The organism is Rhizobium bangladeshense (genome assembly GCF_001662075.1).
GTDB classification, from domain to species: Bacteria; Pseudomonadota; Alphaproteobacteria; order Rhizobiales; family Rhizobiaceae; genus Rhizobium; species Rhizobium bangladeshense_B.
In genome coordinates this window covers 177,873-200,937 of sequence record NZ_LYPL01000005.1, presented here as the reverse complement: position 1 = coordinate 200,937, position 23,065 = coordinate 177,873, and the positions used below count along the sequence as shown (strand labels likewise).

At 62.4% G+C, this 23,065-nt stretch carries 16 protein-coding genes and 1 pseudogene; 13 read left to right on the top strand and 4 right to left on the bottom strand.

Annotation, left to right across the window (positions count from 1 at the left end):
• The first annotated feature begins 203 nt into the window (after positions 1–203).
• From A7X77_RS12635 to A7X77_RS12590, 10 genes and pseudogenes are all read left to right on the top strand, one after another.
• Positions 204–1,310: an aminodeoxychorismate synthase component I gene (locus A7X77_RS12635; RefSeq protein WP_245293746.1), complete on the top strand. Its 1,107-nt coding sequence runs from the start codon at positions 204–206 to the stop codon at positions 1,308–1,310.
• On the top strand, positions 1,307–1,936 hold the full coding sequence (locus A7X77_RS12630) for an aminotransferase class IV family protein (protein ID WP_064683409.1): 630 nt from the start codon (positions 1,307–1,309) through the stop codon (positions 1,934–1,936). The genes A7X77_RS12635 and A7X77_RS12630 overlap by 4 nt, the downstream gene beginning before the upstream one ends.
• Before the next feature lie 2 nt (positions 1,937–1,938).
• On the top strand, positions 1,939–2,223 hold the full coding sequence (locus A7X77_RS12625; protein ID WP_064683255.1) for a YciI family protein: 285 nt from the start codon (positions 1,939–1,941) through the stop codon (positions 2,221–2,223).
• Between the two features lie 191 nt (positions 2,224–2,414).
• Positions 2,415–3,866, top strand: coding sequence for a homospermidine synthase (locus A7X77_RS12620; protein ID WP_064683254.1), 1,452 nt, complete (start codon positions 2,415–2,417; stop codon positions 3,864–3,866).
• Between the two features lie 171 nt (positions 3,867–4,037).
• Positions 4,038–4,406 carry an outer membrane lipoprotein Omp10 gene (gene omp10 / locus A7X77_RS12615; protein WP_064683253.1) on the top strand — a complete coding sequence of 123 codons (369 nt, stop codon included), beginning with the start codon at positions 4,038–4,040 and terminating at the stop codon, positions 4,404–4,406.
• Positions 4,407–4,432: 26 nt separating this feature from the next.
• Positions 4,433–4,745 (top strand): annotated as a pseudogene (locus A7X77_RS12610) (hypothetical protein); the annotation flags it as partial.
• Positions 4,746–4,914: 169 nt separating this feature from the next.
• Positions 4,915–6,891, top strand: coding sequence for a 5'-nucleotidase C-terminal domain-containing protein (locus tag A7X77_RS12605; RefSeq protein ID WP_064683252.1), 1,977 nt, complete (start codon positions 4,915–4,917; stop codon positions 6,889–6,891).
• A gap of 123 nt (positions 6,892–7,014) precedes the next feature.
• Positions 7,015–8,049, top strand: a complete 1,035-nt coding sequence (gene hemH, locus A7X77_RS12600) for a ferrochelatase (protein WP_064683251.1) — start codon at positions 7,015–7,017, stop codon at positions 8,047–8,049.
• Between the two features lie 177 nt (positions 8,050–8,226).
• Complete coding sequence (locus A7X77_RS12595) at positions 8,227–9,252, top strand: SPFH domain-containing protein (RefSeq protein ID WP_064683250.1); 1,026 nt, start codon at positions 8,227–8,229, stop codon at positions 9,250–9,252.
• A gap of 3 nt (positions 9,253–9,255) precedes the next feature.
• Positions 9,256–9,711, top strand: a complete 456-nt coding sequence (locus tag A7X77_RS12590) for an NfeD family protein (RefSeq protein ID WP_010033200.1) — start codon at positions 9,256–9,258, stop codon at positions 9,709–9,711.
• A 14-nt stretch (positions 9,712–9,725) separates the two neighbouring features.
• Here A7X77_RS12590 and A7X77_RS12585 read toward each other — a convergent pair whose 3' ends face one another.
• Positions 9,726–10,721 (bottom strand): KpsF/GutQ family sugar-phosphate isomerase, encoded by a 996-nt coding sequence (locus A7X77_RS12585; RefSeq protein ID WP_064683249.1) that lies wholly within the window; start codon positions 10,719–10,721, stop codon positions 9,726–9,728.
• Between the two features lie 143 nt (positions 10,722–10,864).
• Here A7X77_RS12585 and A7X77_RS12580 point away from each other — a divergent pair, with 143 nt between their 5' ends.
• The gene (locus A7X77_RS12580) at positions 10,865–12,391 is read left to right on the top strand and encodes an outer membrane beta-barrel protein (RefSeq protein ID WP_064683248.1); all 1,527 of its coding nucleotides are present in this window, start codon (positions 10,865–10,867) and stop codon (positions 12,389–12,391) included.
• Between the two features lie 59 nt (positions 12,392–12,450).
• Here A7X77_RS12580 and galU read toward each other — a convergent pair whose 3' ends face one another.
• Positions 12,451–13,338: a UTP--glucose-1-phosphate uridylyltransferase GalU gene (gene galU, locus A7X77_RS12575; protein ID WP_064683408.1), complete on the bottom strand. Its 888-nt coding sequence runs from the start codon at positions 13,336–13,338 to the stop codon at positions 12,451–12,453.
• Positions 13,339–13,540: 202 nt separating this feature from the next.
• Here galU and A7X77_RS12570 point away from each other — a divergent pair, with 202 nt between their 5' ends.
• Together A7X77_RS12570 and A7X77_RS12565 are read left to right on the top strand one after the other, a co-directional pair.
• Positions 13,541–14,764, top strand: a complete 1,224-nt coding sequence (locus tag A7X77_RS12570; protein ID WP_064683247.1) for a lytic murein transglycosylase — start codon at positions 13,541–13,543, stop codon at positions 14,762–14,764.
• A gap of 204 nt (positions 14,765–14,968) precedes the next feature.
• Positions 14,969–16,210, top strand: coding sequence for an SGNH/GDSL hydrolase family protein (locus A7X77_RS12565; protein WP_082928801.1), 1,242 nt, complete (start codon positions 14,969–14,971; stop codon positions 16,208–16,210).
• Between the two features lie 157 nt (positions 16,211–16,367).
• Here the strand turns inward: A7X77_RS12565 and A7X77_RS12560 are convergent, their stop codons facing one another.
• Together A7X77_RS12560 and gltB are read right to left on the bottom strand one after the other, a co-directional pair.
• Positions 16,368–17,822: a glutamate synthase subunit beta gene (locus tag A7X77_RS12560; protein ID WP_064683245.1), complete on the bottom strand. Its 1,455-nt coding sequence runs from the start codon at positions 17,820–17,822 to the stop codon at positions 16,368–16,370.
• A 226-nt stretch (positions 17,823–18,048) separates the two neighbouring features.
• Positions 18,049–22,770: a glutamate synthase large subunit gene (gene gltB, locus A7X77_RS12555; RefSeq protein ID WP_064683244.1), complete on the bottom strand. Its 4,722-nt coding sequence runs from the start codon at positions 22,768–22,770 to the stop codon at positions 18,049–18,051.
• Between the last annotated feature and the right edge of the window lie 295 nt (positions 22,771–23,065).

The following is a 23,065-nucleotide window of genomic DNA, read 5'->3' as shown; positions in this document are numbered from 1 at the left end:
AACCTCTCCTTCGCATACGCTCAGGACGTCGCTTCGCTCCATCCCCTCATCTACCCTTCGGGCATCTTCTCCCCGAGGGAAGAAGAGAGAAAATAGCTGAGGCTCCCGATCGCATCCGAGCCATGGGGAGCAGAACAAACTGAAAGCGTTGCGTGGCCGATCAACCCTATATTCTCTTCCGCGACGATACGACCAGTCAGGTGATGCTTTTCGCCGAGCCGGCTGAAATCATCGTCGCGCGAACGCCCGCCGAATTCTTCAGCGGCCTCGCCCGCATGGAAGAAGCAAAGACCGAAGGCAAATGGCTTGCCGGTTACATGGCCTACGAGGCCGGGTATCTCTTCGAGGAAAAACTTGCTTCCTTCGCCGGCGAAAACCGCGAAACACCGCTTCTCCTTTTCGGCATCTTCGACGCGCCGCAACCGGACACACATCCGCTCGCCCAGCCGAAACAGCGTCTCGAAAACGAGGAATTCCTCACCGAACCGAAAGCCGCCTGGGATTTCCCTATATATAAAGAGCGCTTCGACCGGCTTCACGAGCATCTCAGGCTCGGCGACGCCTACCAGGCGAACCTCACCATGCCGGTCGAGGTCCACTGGAACGGCGATCCTCGCGCCGCCTTCTGGTCGCTGATCGAACGCCAGCCGGTCAAATACGGCGCGCTGGTCGATCTCGGCGGCCCCGTCATCCTGTCGCGCTCGCCCGAACTGTTCTTCCGTACCGATGAGCAAGGCTGGATCGAGACTCATCCGATGAAGGGCACGGCCAAACGCGGCGCCACCGCCGCCGAGGATGCCGAAATCATCACGGCCATGCGCAATGATATCAAGACGCAGGCCGAAAACCGCATGATCGTCGATCTTCTGCGCAACGATATCTCTCGCATCACCGAGGTCGGCACGCTCGATGTCCCGAAACTCTTCGATGTCGAAACCTATCCGACCGTCCACCAGATGGTCAGCCATGTGCAGGCGAGGCTGCGCCCCCGCCTTTCGATCCGCGACATCTTCGCCGCCCTCTTTCCCTGTGGTTCGATCACCGGGGCGCCGAAGATGCGGGCGATGGAAATCCTCCACGCGCTCGAAGATGCTCCCCGCGATGCCTATTGCGGCGCGATCGGCATGATCTCCCCCAGCGGCGCCATGCGTTTCTCCGTCGCGATCCGCACCATCACGCTTTTTGAGCGCGGCAGGGCCGTCTTTAATGTCGGCGGCGGCATCGTCTTCGATTCGACCGCCGAGGCCGAATACGAGGAGTGCCTGCTCAAGGCCCGCTTCGCCGTCGGCGACCAATGGATCGCGCGATGACCGACTTTTCTCTGATCGAGACGCTGCGCTGGCAGCCCGGCGACGGCTTCATCCGCCTGCGGCTGCATCTCGCCCGGCTTTCCCGCTCCGCCCGTCGCCTCCGCTTCCCACGGCCGATCGAGGCGACCGCCAAGCTCGAGGACGCCGTTGCAGGCTCTGCCGGTCCGCTGCGCATCCGCCTGAGCTTCGACGCGCAGGGCCGCATCGAGGTAACGAGCGCGGCTTTCGTGCCGCTGGCGCCGAAGACGGTCTGGACGGTGCGCATCGCCGAGACCCGCCTCGATTCCTCCGACAGGCTGTTGCGCCACAAGACCACGCGCCGCGCCGTCTACGAGACGGCGCGCGCCGAATATGCGCCCGATGAGGCTGATGAAGTCATCCTGTTGAACGAGCGCGCCGAGGTCTGCGAGGGCACCATCACCTCCGTCTTCCTGGATGACGGGACCGGCACGCTGCGCACTCCGCCGATCTCCTGTGGCCTGCTTGCGGGCGTGCTGCGCACCGAGCTCATTTGCGCGCGCAAGGCGCGTGTCGGCCGGCTCACACTTGCCGATCTCGATGCCGGCACGCTTTATATCGGCAACTCGCTGCGCGGTCTGATCCGCGCCAATCTTGTCAGGAGCTGACCATGTTCATTCTCTCCCTCACCTATCTCAAGCCCAATGACGAAGCCGACAGGTACATGGAGCCGCACATGGCCTGGGTGAAAGAGGGTTATGCCAAGGGCTGGTTCCTCGCCTCCGGCCGCAAGATACCGCGCACCGGCGGCGTAATCCTCGCAATCGGCGACCGCGCCGCTATCGAAGCCTATGTCGCCGCCGATCCCTTCACCATCCATGGCGTCGCCGCATACGACATTACCGAGCTCGCCGTGACCACGACGGCCGAAGGGTTGGAAATCCTGAAGCGCTGATTTTTACAGAGCGGGCGGATGTTCCCCTCGCCCCTTGCCGGCCCGCCCGCCCGATATTTGGCCTTTCACCCTCAACGCTCTTTATTGTGACGCCGTTTTGTGGTTAGAGCCGGTCACCTCGCAATTTCTGCGGCAATTTCAAAAGAATTCTTCAGGCTGATCGCCTTCGTCCCCTTCCACAGGAGAAAAGAATGACGGAAAAGAACCATCCGGTATATGCCGAAATTACCGGTCCGATCGTGATGATCGGCTTTGGCTCCATCGGCCGCGGCACCCTGCCGCTGATCGAGCGCCACTTCAAATTCGACAAGAGCCGGATGGTCGTCATCGACCCGCGTGAAGAACCCTCCGACATGGAGATTCTGAAGAAGCACGGCGTCCGCCACATCAAGGAATATGTCACCAAGGACAATTACAAGGAGCTGCTGAAGCCGCTCCTGACGGATGGTGAAGGCCAGGGCTTCTGCGTCAACCTCTCGGTCGACACCTCCTCGCTCGACATCATCAAGCTCTGCCGCAAGCTCGACGTTCTCTACATCGACACGGTCGTCGAGCCCTGGCTCGGCTTCTATTTCGACAAGAGCATGAGCAACGCCGACCGCACCAACTATGCGCTGCGCGAAACCGTGCGCAAGGAAAAGGCGAAGAACCCGGGCGGCGCCACCGCCGTCTCCACCTGCGGCGCCAATCCGGGCATGGTCTCCTGGTTCGTCAAGCAGGCGCTGGTCAACCTCGCCAATGACATTGGCGTCAAGTTCGAGGAGCCGGACCAGCACGACCGCGAAGGCTGGGCCAAGCTGATGAAGAAGCTCGGCGTCAAGGGCATCCACATTGCCGAGCGCGACACCCAGCGCACCAAGCATCCGAAGCCGCTCAACGTCTTTTGGAACACCTGGTCCGTCGAAGGCTTCATCTCCGAAGGCATGCAGCCGGCCGAACTCGGCTGGGGCACGCATGAAGAATGGATGCCGAAGAACGCCAAGAAGCACAAGAAGGGCAACAAGGCGGCGATCTACCTGGAGCAGCCGGGCGCCAACACCCGCGTGCGCACCTGGTGCCCGACGCCCGGTCCGCAATATGGCTTCCTCGTCACCCATAACGAGTCGATCTCGATCGCCGATTATTTCACGGTCCGCGACAAGGACGGCGAAGTGACCTTCCGCCCGACCTGCCACTACGCCTATCATCCGGCCAATGACGCGGTGCTCTCCCTGCACGAGATGTTCGGCAATGGTGGCACGTCGCAGCCGGTCCATCACGTTCTCGACGAGGACGAATTGGAGGACGGCATCGACGAACTCGGCGTCCTGCTCTACGGCCATGAGAAGAACGCCTACTGGTATGGCTCGCGACTGTCGCTCGAAGAAACCCGCCGCATCGCGCCCTACCAGAACGCCACCGGCCTGCAGGTCACATCAGCCGTTCTCGCCGGCATGGTCTGGGCGCTGGAACACCCGACGGCCGGCATCGTCGAAGCCGACGAGATCGACTACAAGCGCTGCCTCGAAGTGCAGATGCCCTATCTCGGCCCGGTCGAAGGTCATTACACCGACTGGACCCCGCTCGACGGCCGTCCGGGCCTCTTCCCGGAGGACATCGACACCAAGGATCCGTGGCAGTTCCGCAACATTCTCGTTCGCTGAGAGTGCTCGCACAAGCATCGATGATGCCCGCCGCAAGGCGGGCATTTTTGTAACGCTGGCTGTATAAATGGCGCCCCCGCCGCGCCAAGCCTTGCCATCATGGCGGGCGCACGCCATGTTTTGCCCGAACTTGGCGGGCGACCGCCACGCCGAATCGCCGGGAGAAGCCTTATGAAAATCAGAACTGGTCTCGTTCTTGTCGGTGCCGCGGCCGCTCTTGCCGGCTGCGTTTCATCGGAGCCGCGCCCCATGCCGATTGCGGCCGCACCCGCCGCCACCGGCGTCGAAGGCAATTGGAGCGATCCGAACGGCATCGTTTCCACCTTCCAGGGCGGGACTTTCACAACCCGCACCACCGACAGCAACCAGCTTCTCGCCTCGGGCACCTACATCAATACCTCGCCGACGCTGGTGGAGATCAATATGACCTCGCTGGTGCGCAAGACCCAATCCAAGGTCAATTGCGCCCTCGTCAATCCGAGCCAGCTCAATTGCACCTCGGATTCCGGCGCCCAATTCACCCTTTCCCGACGCGGCTGAAAGTGAGGCGATAGGCCGAAAGCACCATGCAGGCCATCGTCGGTTACCTCATCCTGCTGCTCGCAATGCCGCTTCCCGCGTTGGCCGTCGTTTTGCCGGCCAACGCCTATCGCGCCCAGGGCATCGATGCTCCCGATTGCGACGGACCCCTGCAGGTGTTGATCTTCGCCCTGCCGGTCGTGCTGTTCTATGGCGTCGGCACGCTCCTTGTCTCTCGAGCCGGGCGGCGCTTTCATCGCCTCGTTCCCTTTTCTGTTCATAGCACTCTCCACGGTTCCGAATATTGTCGAGGCTGTGCACGAACTCCGCCGAAACGACGCCGGCGACGAATGCCGCGGTAGCAGCCGAGCTTTTTTGTCCCGCCCCTCTTGGAAAGAGTGCCGTCTGGCCCAGCTTTCCCTTGCAGTCATATGCCGTGTCATGGAACATCGGCATGCCGGGTACCGCCCCGGCAGACTATGGAAGGGATCGGCGAGGGGGATCTTTCGCCTCAATCAGGAGAACAGGGATGACGAAGTCTTTCAGCTTCGGTCTTTTGACCGCGTCCATGCTGGCGCTGAACGCGGGCGCCGCCTTTGCGGATTACGAACTTAATATTCTTCATATCAACGATTTCCATTCCCGCATCGAATCGATCAACAAGTTCGATTCCACCTGCTCGGCCGAAGAGGAAGGCAAGAAGGAATGCTTCGGGGGCGCTGCCCGCCTGAAGACCGCGATCGACCAGCGCCGCCAGGCGCTATCGGGCAAGAATGTCCTTCTGCTGAATGCCGGCGACAATTTCCAGGGCTCGCTCTTCTACACCACCTACAAGGGCGCGGCCGAAGCCGAATTCCTCAACCTGATGAAGTTCGACGCCATGACCGTCGGCAACCATGAATTCGACGACAGCGAGGATGGTCTGGCGACCTTCCTCGACAAGGTGCAATTCCCCGTCGTGACGGCGAACGTCAAGGCGACGGCTGCCTCCAAACTCGGCGACCGCGTCAAGCCGTCGCTGGTGCTCGATGTCGGCGGCCAGAAGATCGGCATCGTCGGCGCCGTCACCAATGATACGCCGGAACTGTCTTCGCCCGGCCCGAACGTCACGATCGAAGATGACGTTCAGACCATCACCGCCGCCGTCCAGGATCTCAAGGGACAGGGCGTCAACAAGATTATCGCGCTGACCCATGTCGGTTATCCCCGCGACCTCGCTTTCATCGCCAAGATTCCGGATGTCGATGTCGTCGTCGGCGGCCATTCCCACAGCCTGCTGTCCAACACCGATCCGAAGGCTGAAGGCCCATACCCCACGATGGTCGACAATCCCGGCGGCTACAAGGTGCCGGTCGTCCAGGCTGCCTCCTACAGCAAATATCTCGGTGATATCGTCGTCAACTTCGACGATACCGGCGTTGTCAAAGATGCCAAGGGCGATCCGATCCTGATCGATTCGTCCTTCACGCCCGATCCGGCCGTCGTCACCCGCGTCGCCGAACTGGCAAAGCCGATCGAGGAATTGCGCAAAAAGGTGATCGGCGCCTCCGAAGCTCCGATCGAGGGAGACCGCAAGGTCTGCCGCGTCAAGGAATGCTCGATGGGCAATCTGGTGGCCGACGCCATGCTTGACCGCACCAAGAGCCAGGGCGTCACCATCGCCGTTCAGAACGGCGGCGGCCTGCGTGCGTCGATCGACGGCGGCGATGTCACCCAGGGCGAGGTCATCACCGTGCTGCCCTTCCAGAACACGCTCGCCACTTTCGAGGCCACCGGCGCAGACGTCGTCAAGGCGCTCGAAAACGGCGTCAGCCAGATCGATCAGGGCGCCGGCCGCTTTCCGCAGGTCGCCGGCCTGAAATTCTCCTTCGACCAGTCCAAGCCTGTCGGCAGCCGCGTCAGCGATGTCCAGGTGAAGGAGGGCGACAGTTTCGCTCCGATCGACCAGGCCAAGACCTACAAGCTCGCCACCAACAACTTCATGCGGGCCGGCGGCGACGGCTATTCGATCTTCAAGGAAGGCAAGAACGCCTATGATTACGGCCCGGATCTCGCCGACGTAACCGCCGAGTATCTGGCTGCGCATTCGCCTTATAAGCCCTATACGGATGGCCGCGTGACGGAAATCGGCGCGACGGTGGCGCAGGCGCCGGCACCAACCACCCAGCCCGCCCCCGCCCCTGCGGCTCCGGCAACGCCGGCACCAACCGCCGAGCCCGCCCCTGCTCCAGCAGCGCCTGCAGCGCCGGCAGCACCCGCTCCAGCCACCGAGCCTGCTCCGGCCGCACCTGCGCCCGCCCCGGAACCGACGCCAGCGCCGGCAGCCTCCGCGCCTGCGGTAACGACGCCCTCGACCCATGTGATCGCCGCGGGCGACACCTTCTGGGATCTCGCCGAGACCTTCTATGGCGACGGCACGCTGTGGCGGAAGCTTTCGGAAGCCAACGGCAGTCCGGACCCGCGTCACCTGATGGTCGGCAAGGAGATCCAGGTTCCCGCCAAGTAAGACGATTTGTCTCGACGCCATCGGCCGGCCCGGGGTTTCCCGGGCCGGCTTTTCTTTCTATAGGGTGAACCATGATCTCAAGGCTGCGTATGAGCCGACGAGACAACGAGTGTTGGGGCCAGAATGACAGCAGATATTTCACTCCGTCCGGCGGATCATCCGGCCATCAAGTCAGGCAAGATCGGGGTCCTGCTGGTCAATCTCGGCACGCCCGACGGAACCGACTACATCTCGATGCGCCGCTATCTCAGGGAGTTCCTGACCGATCGCCGCGTCATCGAATGGTCGCGCTGGAAGTGGTATCCGATCCTGTTCGGCATCGTGCTCAACAGGCGCCCGCAGAAGGTCGGCAAGGCCTATGAGCTGATCTGGAACAAGGAGAGGAACGAAAGTTTCCTGCGCACCTATACGCGCAACCAGTCGGAACGGATGGCCGAACGCTTGAAGGATCTCGATAACGTCAAGGTCGACTGGGCGATGCGCTACGGCAGGCCGTCGATCGCCTCGCGCATCGAGACGCTGAAGCAAGAAGGCTGCGATCGTATCGTGCTTTTCCCGCTTTATCCGCAATATGCCGCGGCAACGACCGCAACCGTCAACGACAAGGCGTTCCAGAAGCTGCTCTCGATGCGCTGGCAGCCGGCGCTGCGAACCGTGCCCGATTATCATGACGACGAGACCTATATCGAGGCGCTCGCCCAATCCGTCGAACGGCATCTTTCGACACTCGACTGGAAGCCGGAGATGCTGATCGCCTCCTTCCACGGAATTCCGATGTCCTATTTCAGGCAGGGTGATCCTTATTACTGTCAGTGCCAGAAGACCGGCCGTTTGCTGCGCGAGCGCCTAGGCCTTACCGAGGAAAACTTCATGGTAACCTTCCAGTCCCGCTTCGGGCCGGAGGAGTGGCTGCAGCCCTATACCGACAAGACGGTGGAGAAACTCGCCCGCGACGGCGTCAAGCGCATCGCCGTCATCAATCCCGGCTTCGTTTCCGATTGCCTGGAAACGCTGGAAGAAATCGCCGAGCAGGCCGCCCATTCCTTCCACGAGAATGGCGGCGAGAAGTTCGCGCATATTCCCTGCCTAAACGACAGTGAAGACGGCATGAAGGTGCTGGAAAAGGTCGTCCGCCGCGAATTGCAGGGCTGGGCCTGAGAGACCTTCGCGGACCCGTCGTCAGGCGGGTCGCCCGGATGAATCGTGCCGAGATCCCACCTTCCATTTCCCTCGGAGGTGGTGGATCCGTGGGTCATTTCTTCCTCGCAAAGAACATGCTAACTCACCACATCAGTTGTGGGGCGCTTGCGCATGCGCCGATGGGAGGAATTTTTCATGCTGTTCGGCGGCTTCGACATCGTCGTGATCGTGCTCGTCATCTTCGTCATCCTCGTGCTTTTTGCCGGGATCAAGACCGTGCCGCAGGGCTATCGCTACACGATCGAGCGCTTTGGCCGTTATACCCGCACGCTGGAGCCGGGTCTTAACCTCATCACCCCCTTCATCGAGCGCGTCGGCGCCCGGTTGAACGTGATGGAACAGGTGCTGAACGTGCCGACCCAGGAGGTGATCACCAAGGATAACGCCTCGGTTTCGGCCGATGCCGTCGCCTTTTATCAGGTGTTGAACGCCGCCCAGTCCGCCTATCAGGTTGCCAACCTGGAAAACGCCATCCTCAATCTCACCATGACCAATATCCGCTCGGTCATGGGCTCGATGGATCTCGACGAACTGCTTTCGAACCGCGATGCGATCAATGACCGCTTGCTGCGCGTCGTCGACGAGGCCGTACAGCCGTGGGGCATCAAGGTCACCCGCGTCGAAATCAAGGACATCCAGCCGCCGCGCGACCTCGTCGACGCCATGGCCCGCCAGATGAAGGCCGAGCGGGAGAAGCGCGCCCAGGTCTTGGAAGCCGAAGGCGCGCGCAATGCCCAGATCCTGAGAGCCGAGGGAGCCAAGCAATCCGCCATCCTGCAGGCCGAGGGCCAGCGCGAGGCCGCCTTCCGCAACGCCGAAGCTCGCGAGCGCCTGGCCGAGGCCGAAGCCAAGGCGACGAGGATGGTCTCCGAGGCGATTGCCGCCGGCGACGTTCAGGCGATCAACTATTTCGTCGCGCAGAAATACACCGAGGCGCTCGCCTCGGTCGGCTCTGCGCCCAACTCCAAGATCGTGCTGATGCCGATGGAAGCCTCCTCTATCCTCAGCTCCCTCGGCGGCATCGGCGCCATTGCCCGCGAGGTCTTCGGCGACGCTGGCAATCCGCCGCCTCCGCCGCGTCCGCGCCCCGCGCCGGTCCGCTCGACCCCGCCGATCAATCCGCCGACCCCCAACCCCTTCAATCCCGAGCAGGAGCGCTGAGCCATGCTGGCGAAGATCATCGCCGAACTCGGTCCGTGGAGCTGGTGGGTTGTTGGCCTGGTTCTGCTCGCCGCGGAAATGATCGTGCCCGGCTTCTTCCTGGTGTGGATCGGCCTCGCCGCCTTGATCGTCGGTGCGCTGTCGCTGCTGTTCTGGGACAGCGCATTCTGGGTCTGGGAGCTGCAGGCGATCCTTTTTGCCCTGCTCGCCGTTGCCACGACCTTTGCCGGCCGTCGGCTGATGCTGCGCAATGCCGCCACCGACGAGCCCTTCCTCAATCAGCGCGGCGCAAGCCTCGTCGGCCGTACCGCGACGCTGCACGAGCCGATCCGCGAAGGCCGCGGCCGCATCCGTCTCGATGATACGCTATGGCAGGTAATGGGGCCTGATCTGCCCGTAGGGACGCAGGTCAAGGTCGTGGCGAGCAACGGCCGCGACCTCACGGTCGAACCCATCTAATCAAACAATGCTGATCAGGCGACGCCGATCCGCAGCAGGTCATGGAAATGCACCAGCCCGACCGGGCGTCTATTGTCGTCGACGACGATCAGCGCGCCGATACTGTGCTGATTGAGCAGCGCGAGGGCAGCCGTCGCCAGAATCGTCGGCTTCACCGTCTTCGGCGTCTTCGTCATGATGTCGTCGACGGCAAGCTCGGCGAGATTGCGGGTCAGGTTGCGCGCCATATCGCCTTCGGTGACGATGCCGCAGAGCCGTCCCTCCTCGTCGAGCACGCCGACACAGCCGAAATGCTTGCGCGACAGCACGGTGATCGCTTCCGGCATCGGCGTGCCCTTGGCAACGAGCGGCAACCGTTCGCCGGTATGCATGATGTCGGCGACATGTGTCAGGCTCGCGCCGAGCTTGCCGCCGGGATGGAAGACGTGGAAATCCGTGGCTGTAAAGCCGCGCGCCTCCAGAAGCGCCACTGCCAAGGCATCGCCAAGCGCAAGCTGCATCAGCGTCGAGGTCGTCGGCGCCAGCCCGTTGGGGCAGGCTTCCTGTTCGTTCGGCACCAAAAGCACGATATCGGCAGCGGTCGCAAGCGAGGAGCGTTCGCCGCAGGTGAGCGCGATCAGCGGAATAGAAAAGCGCCGCGTGAAGGAAATAATGCTCTTGAGCTCGGCGCTCTCGCCGCCTTTGGAAATCGCCAACACCACGTCGTCGCGCGCGATCATGCCGAGATCGCCATGATTGGCTTCGGCCGCATGCACGAAGAAGGCAGGCGTCCCGGTCGACGCAAAGGTCGCCGCCAGCTTAGCGCCGATATGACCGCTCTTGCCGACGCCGGTGACGATCACCCGGCCGGAGATATCGCCAATGACTTCGATCGCGCGGGTGAACGGGCCGGCCAATCCATTGTCCAAGGCCTGTTCGAGCGCTTCGAGACCGCGTTTTTCGATTTCAATCGTGCGTTTTGCTGATTCGAGCACGCCGTTTTCGACCAGTTTTATCGCTCTTCTGTTCATGGACTTGCGTTAGACCTTTTCACTTTCCAAGTCCACCCCGGCCTCTTTCCGAATTGTGAACGGCGCCCGCCGCCGGCAACGAATGATTAACCACGAGGCTTTACCTTTGGGTAAGAACCGAAAGCATGTCAGGCGCGAATTGCATGGGCCAGCCAGATCAGACGAGCAGTGTGACGCCGCTCCGCGCCATGAGCCGTGCCGTCTCTTTTGCTGCGTTCGGCAGTCTGATGCTTAGCCAGGTAGCCTTTGCACAATCCGCCTCACAGCAGCCGGCAAGCAGCGGCTCCGCGGCCTCTCAGGACAAGCGCACTACCTACAACGCCGCATCCGCCGCTGACGAGAGCGATGACGGTGCCATTCCCGCGGCGAACGGCACGACCGCGAACACGGATGACGCTTCGCAGAGGCCCGCAATACAGGATTCGCAAGCCGGCGACGACATTACCGGCTCCATCCTCGACAAGGACATCCGCCGGCTGAACACCCGCGAAGCGCCGGTCGACGAAACGCCGCGCCGCCGGGCTGCCGAAAGTGCGTCGACGGCGGAAACGCCGGGCATTCCGCTCGGCACCTTCGTGCTGCGCCCAAGCGTCACCCAGAGCATCAACACCGAGACCACCAAGGACGGCAACACCAGGCAGCGGCGGGCGTTCCTCGAAACCGATGCGGCCGCGACGCTGACCTCCGACTGGGGCCGCCACCAGCTGAGCGTCACCTCGGAAGGCGCCTGGCAGAGGAATATCAGCGGCGAAGGTGAGGAGCAGCCTTCCTTCAAGATCAACGGCGATCTCAGGCTGGACCTTCCCCAGGATACGGTCGCGCACCTCACCGCCGGGTATAGTTTCTACCGCGAAGATACGGACGATCCCGACGCGATCGCCAATGCAACGCAGCAATCCGATGTGCAGGAATTTTCGGCCGGGGTCTCCGTCCAACGCGATTTCGGCATCCTGCGCGGCACGACGGCGCTGGCGCTCACCCGTTCGATCTATTCCGACGCCACGCTGGCCAGCGGCGCGACCGTTGCGCTCAGCGACCGCAATCAGACGACGGGCACGTTGCGCGGCCGCGTCGGCTACGAGCTGTCGCCCGCACTCATCCCCTTCATCGAGGCGACGATCGGCCGGACGCTTTATGACGAGGCGCGCGATTCCGCCGGCTACGAGCGTTCCGGCCATAGCTACGGCGCCAAGGTCGGTGTCGAGGTCGATCTCGGCGAAAAGCTGAAGGGCGAGGTCGGCGTCGGTTACGAACGGGCGGATTTCGAAGATAACAGGCTCTCGTCGATCGATACGGCCACCTTCGATGCGAGCCTGCTCTGGTCGCCGATCCGCGGCACCGACGTCAATCTCGACCTGCAGACGAGCATCCAGCCGACGACCACGGCGGGCGAGAGCGGTTACGTCTCGCACGCACTGACGACGACGGTCACGCATCAGCTGCGCGACAATCTGGTCGGCACGATGATCGGCGGCGTGGTTTGGCGCGATTATCCCACCGACAGCACGATCAACGACCAGCTCGTTTATACCGCGGCGACCGGCCTGACCTGGAACATCAACCGCTATCTCGATCTGACCAGCACGCTCGGCTACGAGCTGACGACGCGCAAGGAGGGCGACGACTCCCAGCAATGGCGAGCCGGCGTCGGGCTCAAGCTGAAACGCTAAGCGCCGCACATCCGATCCGGATGCGCGGCGCTCTGTCGCTTGATAAGCTGGGCGGAACCTTACCTCAGGCCGGCCAGCAATTCCTTGAAGCCGCCTTCGACGGTCGGGCGGATATCGGCGCGTTCGAGGGCGTAGGCGACATTTGCCAGGATGAAGCCATCCTTGGCGCCGCAGTCGTAGGTCGTGCCGCGGAAGTGGTAACCGGCAAAATCCTGTTCCTTCAGCAGCTTCAGCATGCCGTCGGTCAGCTGGATCTCGTTACCGGCGCCGCGCTCCTGGGTTTCGAGAATCCGGAAAATCTCCGGCTGCAGGATGTAACGGCCGTTGATGAAGAAGTTGGAGGGCGCCGTTCCCTTGGCGGGCTTTTCCACCATGCCGGTGATCCGGAAGCCCTCGCCGATCGCTTCGCCGACGCCGACGATGCCATATTTATGCGCCTGGTCGGGCGCGCATTCCTCGACGGCGATGATATTGCCGCCGCTCTGGCCGTAGAGGTCGATCATCCCCTTCATGCAGCCCGTCTCGCTCTTCATGATCATGTCGGGCAGCAAGAGTGCGAAGGGTTCGTCGCCGACGATCTCGCGGGCGCACCAGACCGCATGGCCGAGGCCGAGCGGCTCCTGCTGACGGGTAAAGCTCACCGTGCCTGCCTTGGGAAGCTGCTGCTGCAGGAGAGTGATTTCCGCCTTCTTGGCGCGCTCCTTGAGCGTCTGCTCAAGCTCGAAATGAATGTCGAAATAATCTTCGATGACGTGCTTGTTGCGCCCGGTGACGAAAACCAGATGTTCGATCCCGGCTTCGATCGCCTCATCGACGACATATTGAATGATTGGCTTGTCGACGACGGTCAACATTTCCTTCGGAACAGCCTTTGTTGCCGGCAGGAATCGCGTTCCCAACCCTGCCACCGGAAATACTGCTTTACGAACTTTATTGTGATGCGCCACACCGGCCTCCTGCTTCGCCATATCGCTTTGGAAATCGAGCCTTTTGGCTCTACCTAGTATAGAATTGCTACTGTTTTGCAATGGTGACCGGAGCGCGCCGCCATGGTAAAGAATTTGTTGACTCCGTTCCTGTAGTCTCGGGTCTGGGCGGACATGACGCCTCTGCTGCACCGAAAACTGAAGATGACGGATACGACTGTCGATGATCCAGAATCACAAAAACTCCCTTCGTGGTCTTGCTCTCGCCCTCGTTGTCGCCGCCCAGGCATGCCTGGTCCCCGACAGCGCGAAAGCTGATTCCCGGTTCCAGAAATGGATCGCGGATTTTTACCAAACAGCCGCTCAGAGTGGCATCAGTAAGGCAACCTATCAAAAGGCCTTTTCCGGGGTGAGCGAGCCCGATCCCACTGTGCTCGAGAAGGCGGCCTATCAGCCCGAATTCACCTCGAAGATCTGGGATTACATTGATTCGCGCGTCAATCCCTACACGGTCAAGATCGGCCGCGAGATGGCTGCCAAGCATGCCCGCACGCTCAACGCGATCGAGCAGCGCTTCGGCGTCGACAAGGCCATTCTGCTCGCCATATGGTCGATGGAATCCAATTACGGAGCGATTCTCGACAAGGACGACCGGCTCCACTACGTGCCGCGCGCTCTGGCGACGCTTGCCTATGCCGATCCGAGCCGCGCCAAATTCGCTAAGAAGCAGCTGGTTGCCGCGCTGAAGATCTTGCAGAACGGCGACGTGCCGGCACGCGAGATGACCGGCTCCTGGGCGGGCGCCATGGGCCACACGCAGTTTATCCCGACAAGCTACCTGCTTTACGCCGTCGACGCCGACGGCAACGGCCATCGCGACATCTGGAATTCGGTGCCGGATGCGCTGGCGACCTCGGCCAATCTCCTGATGAAGAACGGCTGGGATACCGGCAAGACCTGGGGCTACGAGGTCGTCGTTCCCGCGGCCGCCGCCAAGCAGGCCGGCAAGACCCATACGCTCGCCCAATGGGCGGAACTCGGCCTGAAACGCCCGAACGGCAAGGCCTTCCGCGAAGGCGCCACCAAGGCCGTGCTGAAAATGCCGGCCGGACCGAACGGCCCGGGCTTCCTGATGACCGCCAACTTTTTCACTATCAAGAACTACAACGCCTCGGACAGCTACGCGCTTGCCGTCGGCCTGCTGGCCGATCAGATCGCCGGTTACGGCGGCATGCAGCAGCGCTGGCCGCGCCCGGACGGCGCCCTTGATATTACCGAGAAATTCGAGCTGCAGACCCGCCTCAAGACCCTCGGCTATTACAATGGCGAGGTCGACGGCAATTTCGGCTCGGGTTCGAAGGCGGCGATATCGGCGGTGCAGGAGCGCATTGGCATGCAGCCGGACGGCGAGCCCTCGCTGCCGCTCCTGAACGCACTTCGCCGCTAGAACAGGATGATCTTAGGCCCGGTTGGCCTAAGATCTGAATCCTGCTCTCAATTAAAGAGTTAGAGCATGATGTAGTCCGAAAACCGCTCACACTTTTCGGCATCATGCTCTAGCACCATGCGAGAAGTAAGCCCTGATTGGAAGCGGCAGAACCGTGACCTACATGAATGGCGGGAGTGGACGCTGACCTATCCTGCATGCAAGATGCCGGCAGATGCGGAACTGCCCATGATGAAGAAATTTGATCGACCCCCAATCCGTTGGCTGGTGCTCGCCTTGACGGCGGCTTCGCTATGCGTCGGCGCGCTTGCACCAGTGCATGTCGCCGAGGCGCAGGAGCAGCGCTACGAGCGCCGGTCGATCCTCGATTTCTTCCTTGGCCGGCGCTATCTCGATGATGACGGTCCGCAGGCTCCTGATGCCCCGCAGCCGAGACGCCAGCAGCAGCGCAAGCGCCCGCCGGCGCAAAAGGCGGTGATCAATACCCGCACCGCACCGCCGGTGCGGCCGCCGGTGCAGGAAGAGCCGGTCGTGCAGAAGCTCGGCGACGCCAAGAAGATCCTGATCGTCGGCGATTTCCTCGCCAGTGGCCTCGGGGACGGCCTGACCGCCGCCTTCGAGACTTCGCCCGGCGTCGTCGTCGAAGCCCGCGGCAATGTCTCCTCAGGCCTTGTCCGCGACGATTATTACGACTGGCCGGAACAGCTGCCGAAGATGATCGACGAGCTGAAGCCGGCCATCGTCGTTGTCATGATCGGCGCCAATGACCGCCAGCAGATGGTGACCGACACCGCCAAGGAAAAATTCCGCACCGACGGCTGGTTCGCCGAATATCGCCGCCGTGTCCTTTCCTTCGGCAAGGAAGTCACCGACCGGAAGATCCCGCTGCTTTGGGTCGGACTTCCAGCCTTCGAATCCGATCAGATGACCGCTGACGCCGTCCAGATGAACCAGCTCTATCGCAACCAGGTCGAAAGCATCGGCGGCGAATTCGTCGATATCTGGGACGGCTTCGTCGACGAAAACAGCAACTTCATCGTCACCGGTTCGGATGTAAATGGCCAGCAGGTGCGCCTGCGCACCTCCGACGGCGTCAACCTCACGCAGGCCGGCCGCCGCAAACTTGCCTTCTATGTGGAAAAGCCGGCCCGCCGCATTCTCGGCACCCAGGCAAGCCCGGATCTGGTGCGGCTGGACGAAAGTGCCCTGCCCGGCCTCGGCCTTCCCACCAATCCGGTTGAACACACCGTGCCGATCAGTCTCTCCGATCCCAATCTCGACGGCGGCACCGAGCTTCTCGGCGCAAGACCGCCGCCTGTGACGCTGACGAAATCGCCGCGCGATCTGCTTGTCGAGCAGGGCGAGATGATGCCGGCCCCGGTTGGGCGCGTCGACGACTACCGCATGCCGGCTGCCAAACCGCCGGCCGAAGTCTCGGTGAAATGAGAAAGGCGGCGCGAGCATGATGCCAAAGCGTGTCGGCGGTTTCGGATCACAGCAAAAAAATCCACCTGTGAACTGACCCCGATAAGTTGGACAACAACCTTCATGGGTCAGTTCCCAGGCGGAGCTCGTCTCGTCCTGAGCCCGCGTGAGCCGACGGTCAGTTCGGCAGCACGCTCGAGCCCATCAAGGCTTCGTCGATGGCGCGGGCGGCCTGGCGGCCTTCGCGGATCGCCCAGACCACCAGCGACTGGCCGCGCCGCACGTCGCCCGCCGTCCAGAACTTGTCGATCGAAGTTTTGTAGTCCCGGTCGTTGGCGACGACGTTGGTCGAACCGCGCTTATCGGTATTGAGCGTTAACTTGCCCTCGAGCTCCTTCAGCACGCTTGTCGTAAACGGGCCGCGGAAACCGATGGCGATGAAGGCGAGATCGGCTCGGATGACGAATTCCGTGCCCGCAACCGGCCGTCGGCGCTCATCGACCTCACAGCATTTGACGCCCGTCAGCACGCCGTCTTCGCCGATGAACTCGAGCGTCGCCACCTGGAACTCGCGCACGGCGCCCTCGGCCTGCGAGGACGAGGTGCGCATCTTCGTCGCCCAGAAAGGCCAGACGGCGAGCTTGTCTTCCTTCTCCGGCGGCTGCGGCCGGATGTCGAGCTGGGTGACCTTGACGGCGCCCTGGCGGAACGCCGTGCCGACACAGTCCGACGCCGTATCGCCGCCACCGACCACGACGACATGTTTGCCGCCGGCAAGGATCGGATCCGCCGGCCAGCCGACGCTGTCGATGTTCTCGCGCCCGACGCGGCGGTTCTGCTGGACCAGATAGGGCATGGCATCATGCACGCCGACAAGGTCCGTGCCCGGAATACCCGCCTCGCGCGGCGTCTCGGAGCCGCCGCAATAGAGCACGGCGTCATGATCGGCCAGCAGCTGCTCGACCTTGACGTCGACGCCGACATTGACGCCGCAATGGAAGGTGACGCCCTCGCCCTTCATCTGCTCGACGCGGCGGTCGATGAAGTTCTTCTCCATCTTGAAATCGGGAATGCCGTAGCGCAGCAGGCCGCCCGGCTTGGTCTCCCGCTCGTAGACATGCACCTCGTGGCCGGCGCGGCCGAGCTGCTGGGCGGCCGCCATGCCGGCGGGGCCGGAGCCGATGACGGCGACCTTCTTGCCGGTATGGACGGTGGCCGGCTGCGGCCTGATGAAACCGAGCTCATAGGCCTTGTCGGCAATCGCCTGTTCGACCGTCTTGATGGCGACCGGCGCATCTTCGAGGTTCAGCGTGCAGGCTTCCTCGCAGGGCGCCGGGCAGACGCGGCCGGTGAATTCCGGGAAGTTGTTGGTCGAATGCAGGTTCTGGATCGCCGCTTCCCAGTTGTTGTTGTAGACGAGGTCGTTCCAATCCGGAATCTGGTTGTGCACCGGGCAGCCGGTGGGACCGTGGCAATAGGGGATGCCACAGTCCATGCAGCGCGCCGCCTGTTTCTGCACTTCCGGATCCGACATCGGGATCGTGAATTCGCGGAAATGGCGGATACGATCCGACGCCGGCTGGTACTTCGCCACCTGCCGGTCGATTTCCAGAAACCCTGTTACCTTACCCATCTCTTCGTCCCTTACCCTCATGACCGCCTCATCCGCGGCCAATTGTCTGTCGTCAGTCCCGGCATTCCGGGTGGGTTGCTTCTCTTGACCGTCATTGGAACATATCCCCTGAAACTTCCGGGCGATCTCGACGGCCATCGGCCGCCGGCATGATCGTCACGGATCATCGAGACGTTTCCGATATCCGCCACCCGCAATCAGCACGTGGCGAATATCCCGGTGCAAATCACTCCGCGGCGATGCCCATTCGGCTGCGTTCCATTTCCTCGAGCGCACGGCGGTATTCGACCGGCATGACCTTGCGGAACTTCGGACGATAGTCGGCCCAGTGATCGAGGATCTGCTTGGCGCGGGACGAGCCCGTATAGTGCAGATGGTTGGAGATCAGCTGGTAGAGCCGCTCCTCGTCGTGACGAGTCATGTCGCCCGAGACGTCGACACGTCCCTTGTGCATGAGATCGCCGCCGTGATGATGTAGCTTCTCCAGCATGTCGTCTTCTTCCGGCACCGGCTCGAGTTCGACCATCGCCATGTTGCAGCGGCTGGCGAAATCGCCGGTTTCATCGAGCACATAGGCGACACCGCCTGACATGCCGGCCGCGAAATTGCGGCCGGTGGCGCCGAGCACGACGACGACACCGCCGGTCATATATTCGCAGCCATGGTCGCCGACACCTTCGACGATCGCGATCGCACCGGAGTTGCGGACGGCGAAACGTTCACCGGCCACGCCGCGGAAGTAGCATTCGCCTTCGGTCGCGCCGTAAAGCACGGTGTTGCCGACGATGATCGAGTTTTCGGCGACGATCCTGGAGTTTTCCGGCGGCCGGATGATGATCTTGCCGCCCGAAAGTCCCTTGCCGACATAGTCGTTGCCATCGCCGATCAGGTTGAAGGTGACGCCGCGCGCCAGGAAGGCGCCGAAGCTCTGGCCCGCCGTGCCGCGAAGCGTCACATTGATCGTGTCTTCCTTCAGCCCGCGATGGCGGAAGCGCTTGGCGACCTCGCCGGATAGCATCGCGCCGGCCGAACGGTCGACGTTCTTGATGCCGACCTCGAAGGCGACAGGCGTCTTGTCGGTCAGCGCCGGCTGTGCCTGCTCGATCAGCACGCGGTCGAGAATGTCATCGATCGGGTGCTGCTGCCGGCTCGTCCAGAAGGTCTCCTCCTTGGCGGCATCGACCTTGTGGAAGATGCGGCTGAAGTCGAGACCCTTGGCCTTCCAATGCGCCAGCATCTCGTCCTTCTCCAGAAGTTCCGAAGCGCCGATGATGTCGTCGAGCCGGGTAAATCCGAGCGAGGCGAGGATTTCGCGCACTTCGTTGGCGACGAAGAAGAAGTAGTTGATGACGTGCTCCGGCGTGCCCTTGAAGCGCTTGCGCAGCACCGGATCCTGTGTCGCCACGCCGACCGGACAGGTGTTGAGATGGCACTTGCGCATCATGATGCAGCCGGCCGCGATCAGCGGCGCGGTGGCGAAGCCGAATTCGTCGGCGCCGAGCAGCGCCCCGATGATGACGTCGCGGCCGGTCTTCAGACCGCCGTCCACCTGCAGCGCAACACGCGAACGCAGGCCGTTCAGCACCAGCGTCTGCTGGGTTTCGGCAAGACCGATTTCCCAGGGGCTGCCGGCATGCTTGAGCGAGGTCAGCGGCGACGCACCGGTGCCGCCGTCGAAGCCGGCGACGGTGATATGGTCGGCGCGCGCCTTGGCGACACCGGCAGCAACCGTACCGACGCCGACTTCGGAGACGAGCTTGACCGAGACATCAGAGGTCGGGTTGACGTTCTTCAAATCGTAGATCAGCTGCGCCAGATCTTCGATCGAGTAGATGTCGTGGTGCGGCGGCGGCGAGATCAGGCCGACACCCGGCGTAGAGTGACGGGTCTTGGCGACCGTCGCATCGACTTTGTGACCGGGCAGCTGACCGCCTTCGCCGGGCTTGGCGCCTTGAGCAACCTTGATCTGTAGCACGTCGGCGTTGACCAGATATTCGGTCGTGACGCCGAAGCGGCCCGATGCGATCTGCTTGATCGCCGAACGCTCCGGATTGCTCGATCCATCGGAGAGCGGCATATAGCGGTCGGATTCCTCGCCGCCCTCGCCGGTGTTCGACTTACCGCCGATCCGGTTCATGGCGATCGCCAACGTCGTGTGCGCCTCGCGGGAAATCGAGCCGAAAGACATCGCTCCCGTCGAGAACCGCTTGACGATATCGGCGGCCGGTTCGACCTCGTCGATCGACACCGGCTTACGGCCGAGCGCCTCGGCGCTCTTGATGTTGAAGAGCCCGCGGATCGTGTTCATGCGCAGCGCCGAATTGTTCACCATCTCGGAGAATTCGCGGTAGCGATCCTCGGCATTACCGCGCACGGCGTGCTGAAGGGCGGCAACCGCATCCGGGGTCCAGGCATGGCTTTCGCCGCGCATGCGGTAGGCATATTCGCCGCCGATATCGAGCGTCGTGGCAAGCAGCGGATCCTTGCCGAAGGCGGCGTTGTGCCGGGCGACGGTCTCTTCGGCGATCGCTTCGAGGCCAATGCCTTCGATCATCGTTGCGGTTCCGAAGAAATACTTGTCGACCAGTTCCGACGACAGGCCGATCGCATCGAAGATCTGCGCGCCGCAATAGGACTGATAGGTCGAGATGCCCATCTTCGACATGACCTTGAGGATGCCTTTGCCGACCGCCTTGATGTAGCGGTAGACGATTTCCGAGGCGTCGACCTCCTTGGGGAACTCACCCTTGGCATGCATGTCGAGCAGCGTGTCGAAGGCGAGATAGGGATTGATCGCCTCGGCGCCGTAGCCGGCGAGCAGGCAGAAATGATGCACTTCGCGCGGCTCCCCGGTCTCGACGACGAGACCGACCGAGGTGCGAAGCCCCTTGCGGATCAGATGATGGTGCACGGCGGCCGTCGCAAGCAGCGCCGGGATGGCGATTCGATCAGGACCGATCTGACGGTCGGAGAGCACGATGATGTTGTAGCCGCCCTTGACGGCCGCTTCCGCGCGCTCGCAGAGCCGGTCGAGCATGTCGGGCATGCCGGCGGCGCCACGCTCGATGTCATAGGTGAAATCGAGCGTCTTGGTGTCGAACCGGTCTTCCGTATGACCGATCGAGCGGATCTTTTCGAGATCGCCGTTGGTCAGGATCGGCTGGCGCACTTCGAGACGCTTGGCGTTCGCCATGCCTTCGTGGTCGAGAATGTTCGGGCGTGGGCCGATGAAGGACACGAGGCTCATGACGAGCTCTTCGCGGATCGGATCGATCGGCGGGTTTGTCACCTGCGCGAAGTTCTGCTTGAAATAGGTGTAGAGCAGCTTCGGCTTTTCCGACATCGCCGAGATCGGCGTGTCGGTGCCCATCGAGCCGATTGCCTCCTGACCCGTCGTCGCCATCGGCGACATCAGGATGCGGGTATCCTCGGTCGTGTAACCGAACGCCTGCTGACGGTCGAGCAGCGACACGTCGCGGCGCAGCGCCCGCGGCTCCACCGGCTTCAGCTCTTCGAGGATCAGCTGGGTGCGGTCGAGCCAGCTGCGATAGGGATGCGCCGTCGCAAGCTGCGACTTCACCTCGTCATCGGAGATGATGCGGCCTTCTTCCATGTCGATCAGCAGCATTTTGCCCGGCTGCAGGCGCCACTTCTGAATGATCTTCTCCTCCGGAACCGGCAGCACCCCGGCTTCGGACGCCATGATGACGCGGTCGTCGTCGGTGACGAGGTAACGCGCCGGCCTGAGGCCGTTGCGATCGAGCGTCGCACCGATTTGCTTGCCGTCGGTGAAGGCAACGGCAGCCGGCCCGTCCCAGGGCTCCATCAGCGCGGCATGATATTCGTAGAAGGCCTTGCGTTCGACTGCCATCGACTGGTTGCCGGCCCAGGCTTCCGGGATCAGCATCATCACCGCATGCGCCAGCGAATAGCCGCCGCGCACCAGGAATTCGAGCGCATTGTCGAAGCAGGCCGTGTCCGACTGCCCCTCATAGGAAATCGGCCAGAGCTTGGAAATATCTTCGCCGAACAGCGGCGAGGAAACCGACGCCTGGCGCGCCGCCATCCAGTTGACGTTGCCGCGCAGCGTGTTGATCTCGCCGTTATGGGCGACCATGCGATAGGGATGCGCAAGCTTCCACGACGGGAAGGTGTTGGTGGAGAAGCGCTGGTGCACGAGGGCGACCGCGCTTTCGAAACGGGGGTCCGACAGGTCCTTGTAATAGGCGCCGACCTGGTAGGCCAGGAACATGCCCTTGTAGACCACCGTCGCCGACGACAGTGACACCGGATAGAAGTTGCTCTCCTCGCCGTCGAACTCGTCGTAGATGCGGTTGGAGATCACCTTGCGCAGCGTAAACAGCCGGCGCTCGAATTCGTCATTGTTCTCGGCATCCTCGCCGGCGCCGATGAAGACCTGCACGTGATGCGGCTCGGTGGCGGCAATTGCCGGCGCCTTGGAGAGAGAGGAATTATCGACTGGCACGTCGCGGAAGCCGATCAGCACCTGGCCTTCCTCTTCAATGACGTCCTTGATCACCTTCTTGAAGTGCTCGATCTGCTTTTCATCGCGCGGCATGAAAATATGGCCGACGCCATATTCGCCGGCCGGCGGCAGGGTGATCCCCTGCGCCGCCATCTCTTCCCGGAAGAAGCGGTCGGGGATCTGCACCAGAATGCCGGCGCCGTCGCCCATCAGCGGATCGGCGCCGACGGCGCCGCGGTGCGTCAGGTTCTCAAGAATGAACAAGCCGTCCTTGACGATCTGGTGCGACTTCTCACCCTTCATATGCGCGACAAAGCCGACGCCGCAGGCATCATGCTCGTTGCGGGGATCGTAGAGGCCCTGTTTCTTCGGCAGGCCGGAAGCGGATTTGGACGTATTGGCCGTCGCGCGCATCTCAGCAGCGGCAAACCGGTCAAATTCCATGGATGGCGTCTTCGTCATCGTCTTTCCTCCTGTCGAAACCCGCGGGCCGCGGGCGGCTTTTCGTCCCGCACCGCAACCCGATGATAGGTTCGGCGCATGACAGCGCTGTTGCATTGTGAAGATCGCCGCAGAGATCTGCTTCTAGGGAAAGCAAACCGTCGCGTTCCGCGCCTGCCATTCGCCTCCGCGCGCCGCCCGTCCCGGGGGCTTGGCGCTCGGAAGAACTATAGCGTGAAAGCCCGCCTGTTCCAGGGCTTTCGGCGCCTCTTCGGCCGCAAAGGCCAAAATAGGACAGCAACACTGTCCTAATTCG

Coding starts and splice junctions, on each gene's coding strand:
- A7X77_RS12620 (WP_064683254.1), top strand. CDS start 2,415: ATGACGGAAAAGAACCATCCGGTATATGCCGAAATTACCGGTCCGATC.
- A7X77_RS12630 (WP_064683409.1), top strand. CDS start 1,307: ATGACCGACTTTTCTCTGATCGAGACGCTGCGCTGGCAGCCCGGCGAC.
- A7X77_RS12605 (WP_064683252.1), top strand. CDS start 4,915: ATGACGAAGTCTTTCAGCTTCGGTCTTTTGACCGCGTCCATGCTGGCG.
- A7X77_RS12560 (WP_064683245.1), bottom strand. CDS start 17,822: ATGGGTAAGGTAACAGGGTTTCTGGAAATCGACCGGCAGGTGGCGAAG.
- hemH (WP_064683251.1), top strand. CDS start 7,015: ATGACAGCAGATATTTCACTCCGTCCGGCGGATCATCCGGCCATCAAG.
- A7X77_RS12570 (WP_064683247.1), top strand. CDS start 13,541: ATGATCCAGAATCACAAAAACTCCCTTCGTGGTCTTGCTCTCGCCCTC.
- A7X77_RS12625 (WP_064683255.1), top strand. CDS start 1,939: ATGTTCATTCTCTCCCTCACCTATCTCAAGCCCAATGACGAAGCCGAC.
- A7X77_RS12635 (WP_245293746.1), top strand. CDS start 204: ATGCTTTTCGCCGAGCCGGCTGAAATCATCGTCGCGCGAACGCCCGCC.
- omp10 (WP_064683253.1), top strand. CDS start 4,038: ATGAAAATCAGAACTGGTCTCGTTCTTGTCGGTGCCGCGGCCGCTCTT.
- A7X77_RS12595 (WP_064683250.1), top strand. CDS start 8,227: ATGCTGTTCGGCGGCTTCGACATCGTCGTGATCGTGCTCGTCATCTTC.
- A7X77_RS12590 (WP_010033200.1), top strand. CDS start 9,256: ATGCTGGCGAAGATCATCGCCGAACTCGGTCCGTGGAGCTGGTGGGTT.
- A7X77_RS12580 (WP_064683248.1), top strand. CDS start 10,865: ATGGGCCAGCCAGATCAGACGAGCAGTGTGACGCCGCTCCGCGCCATG.
- A7X77_RS12565 (WP_082928801.1), top strand. CDS start 14,969: ATGCCGGCAGATGCGGAACTGCCCATGATGAAGAAATTTGATCGACCC.
- A7X77_RS12585 (WP_064683249.1), bottom strand. CDS start 10,721: ATGAACAGAAGAGCGATAAAACTGGTCGAAAACGGCGTGCTCGAATCA.
- gltB (WP_064683244.1), bottom strand. CDS start 22,770: ATGACGAAGACGCCATCCATGGAATTTGACCGGTTTGCCGCTGCTGAG.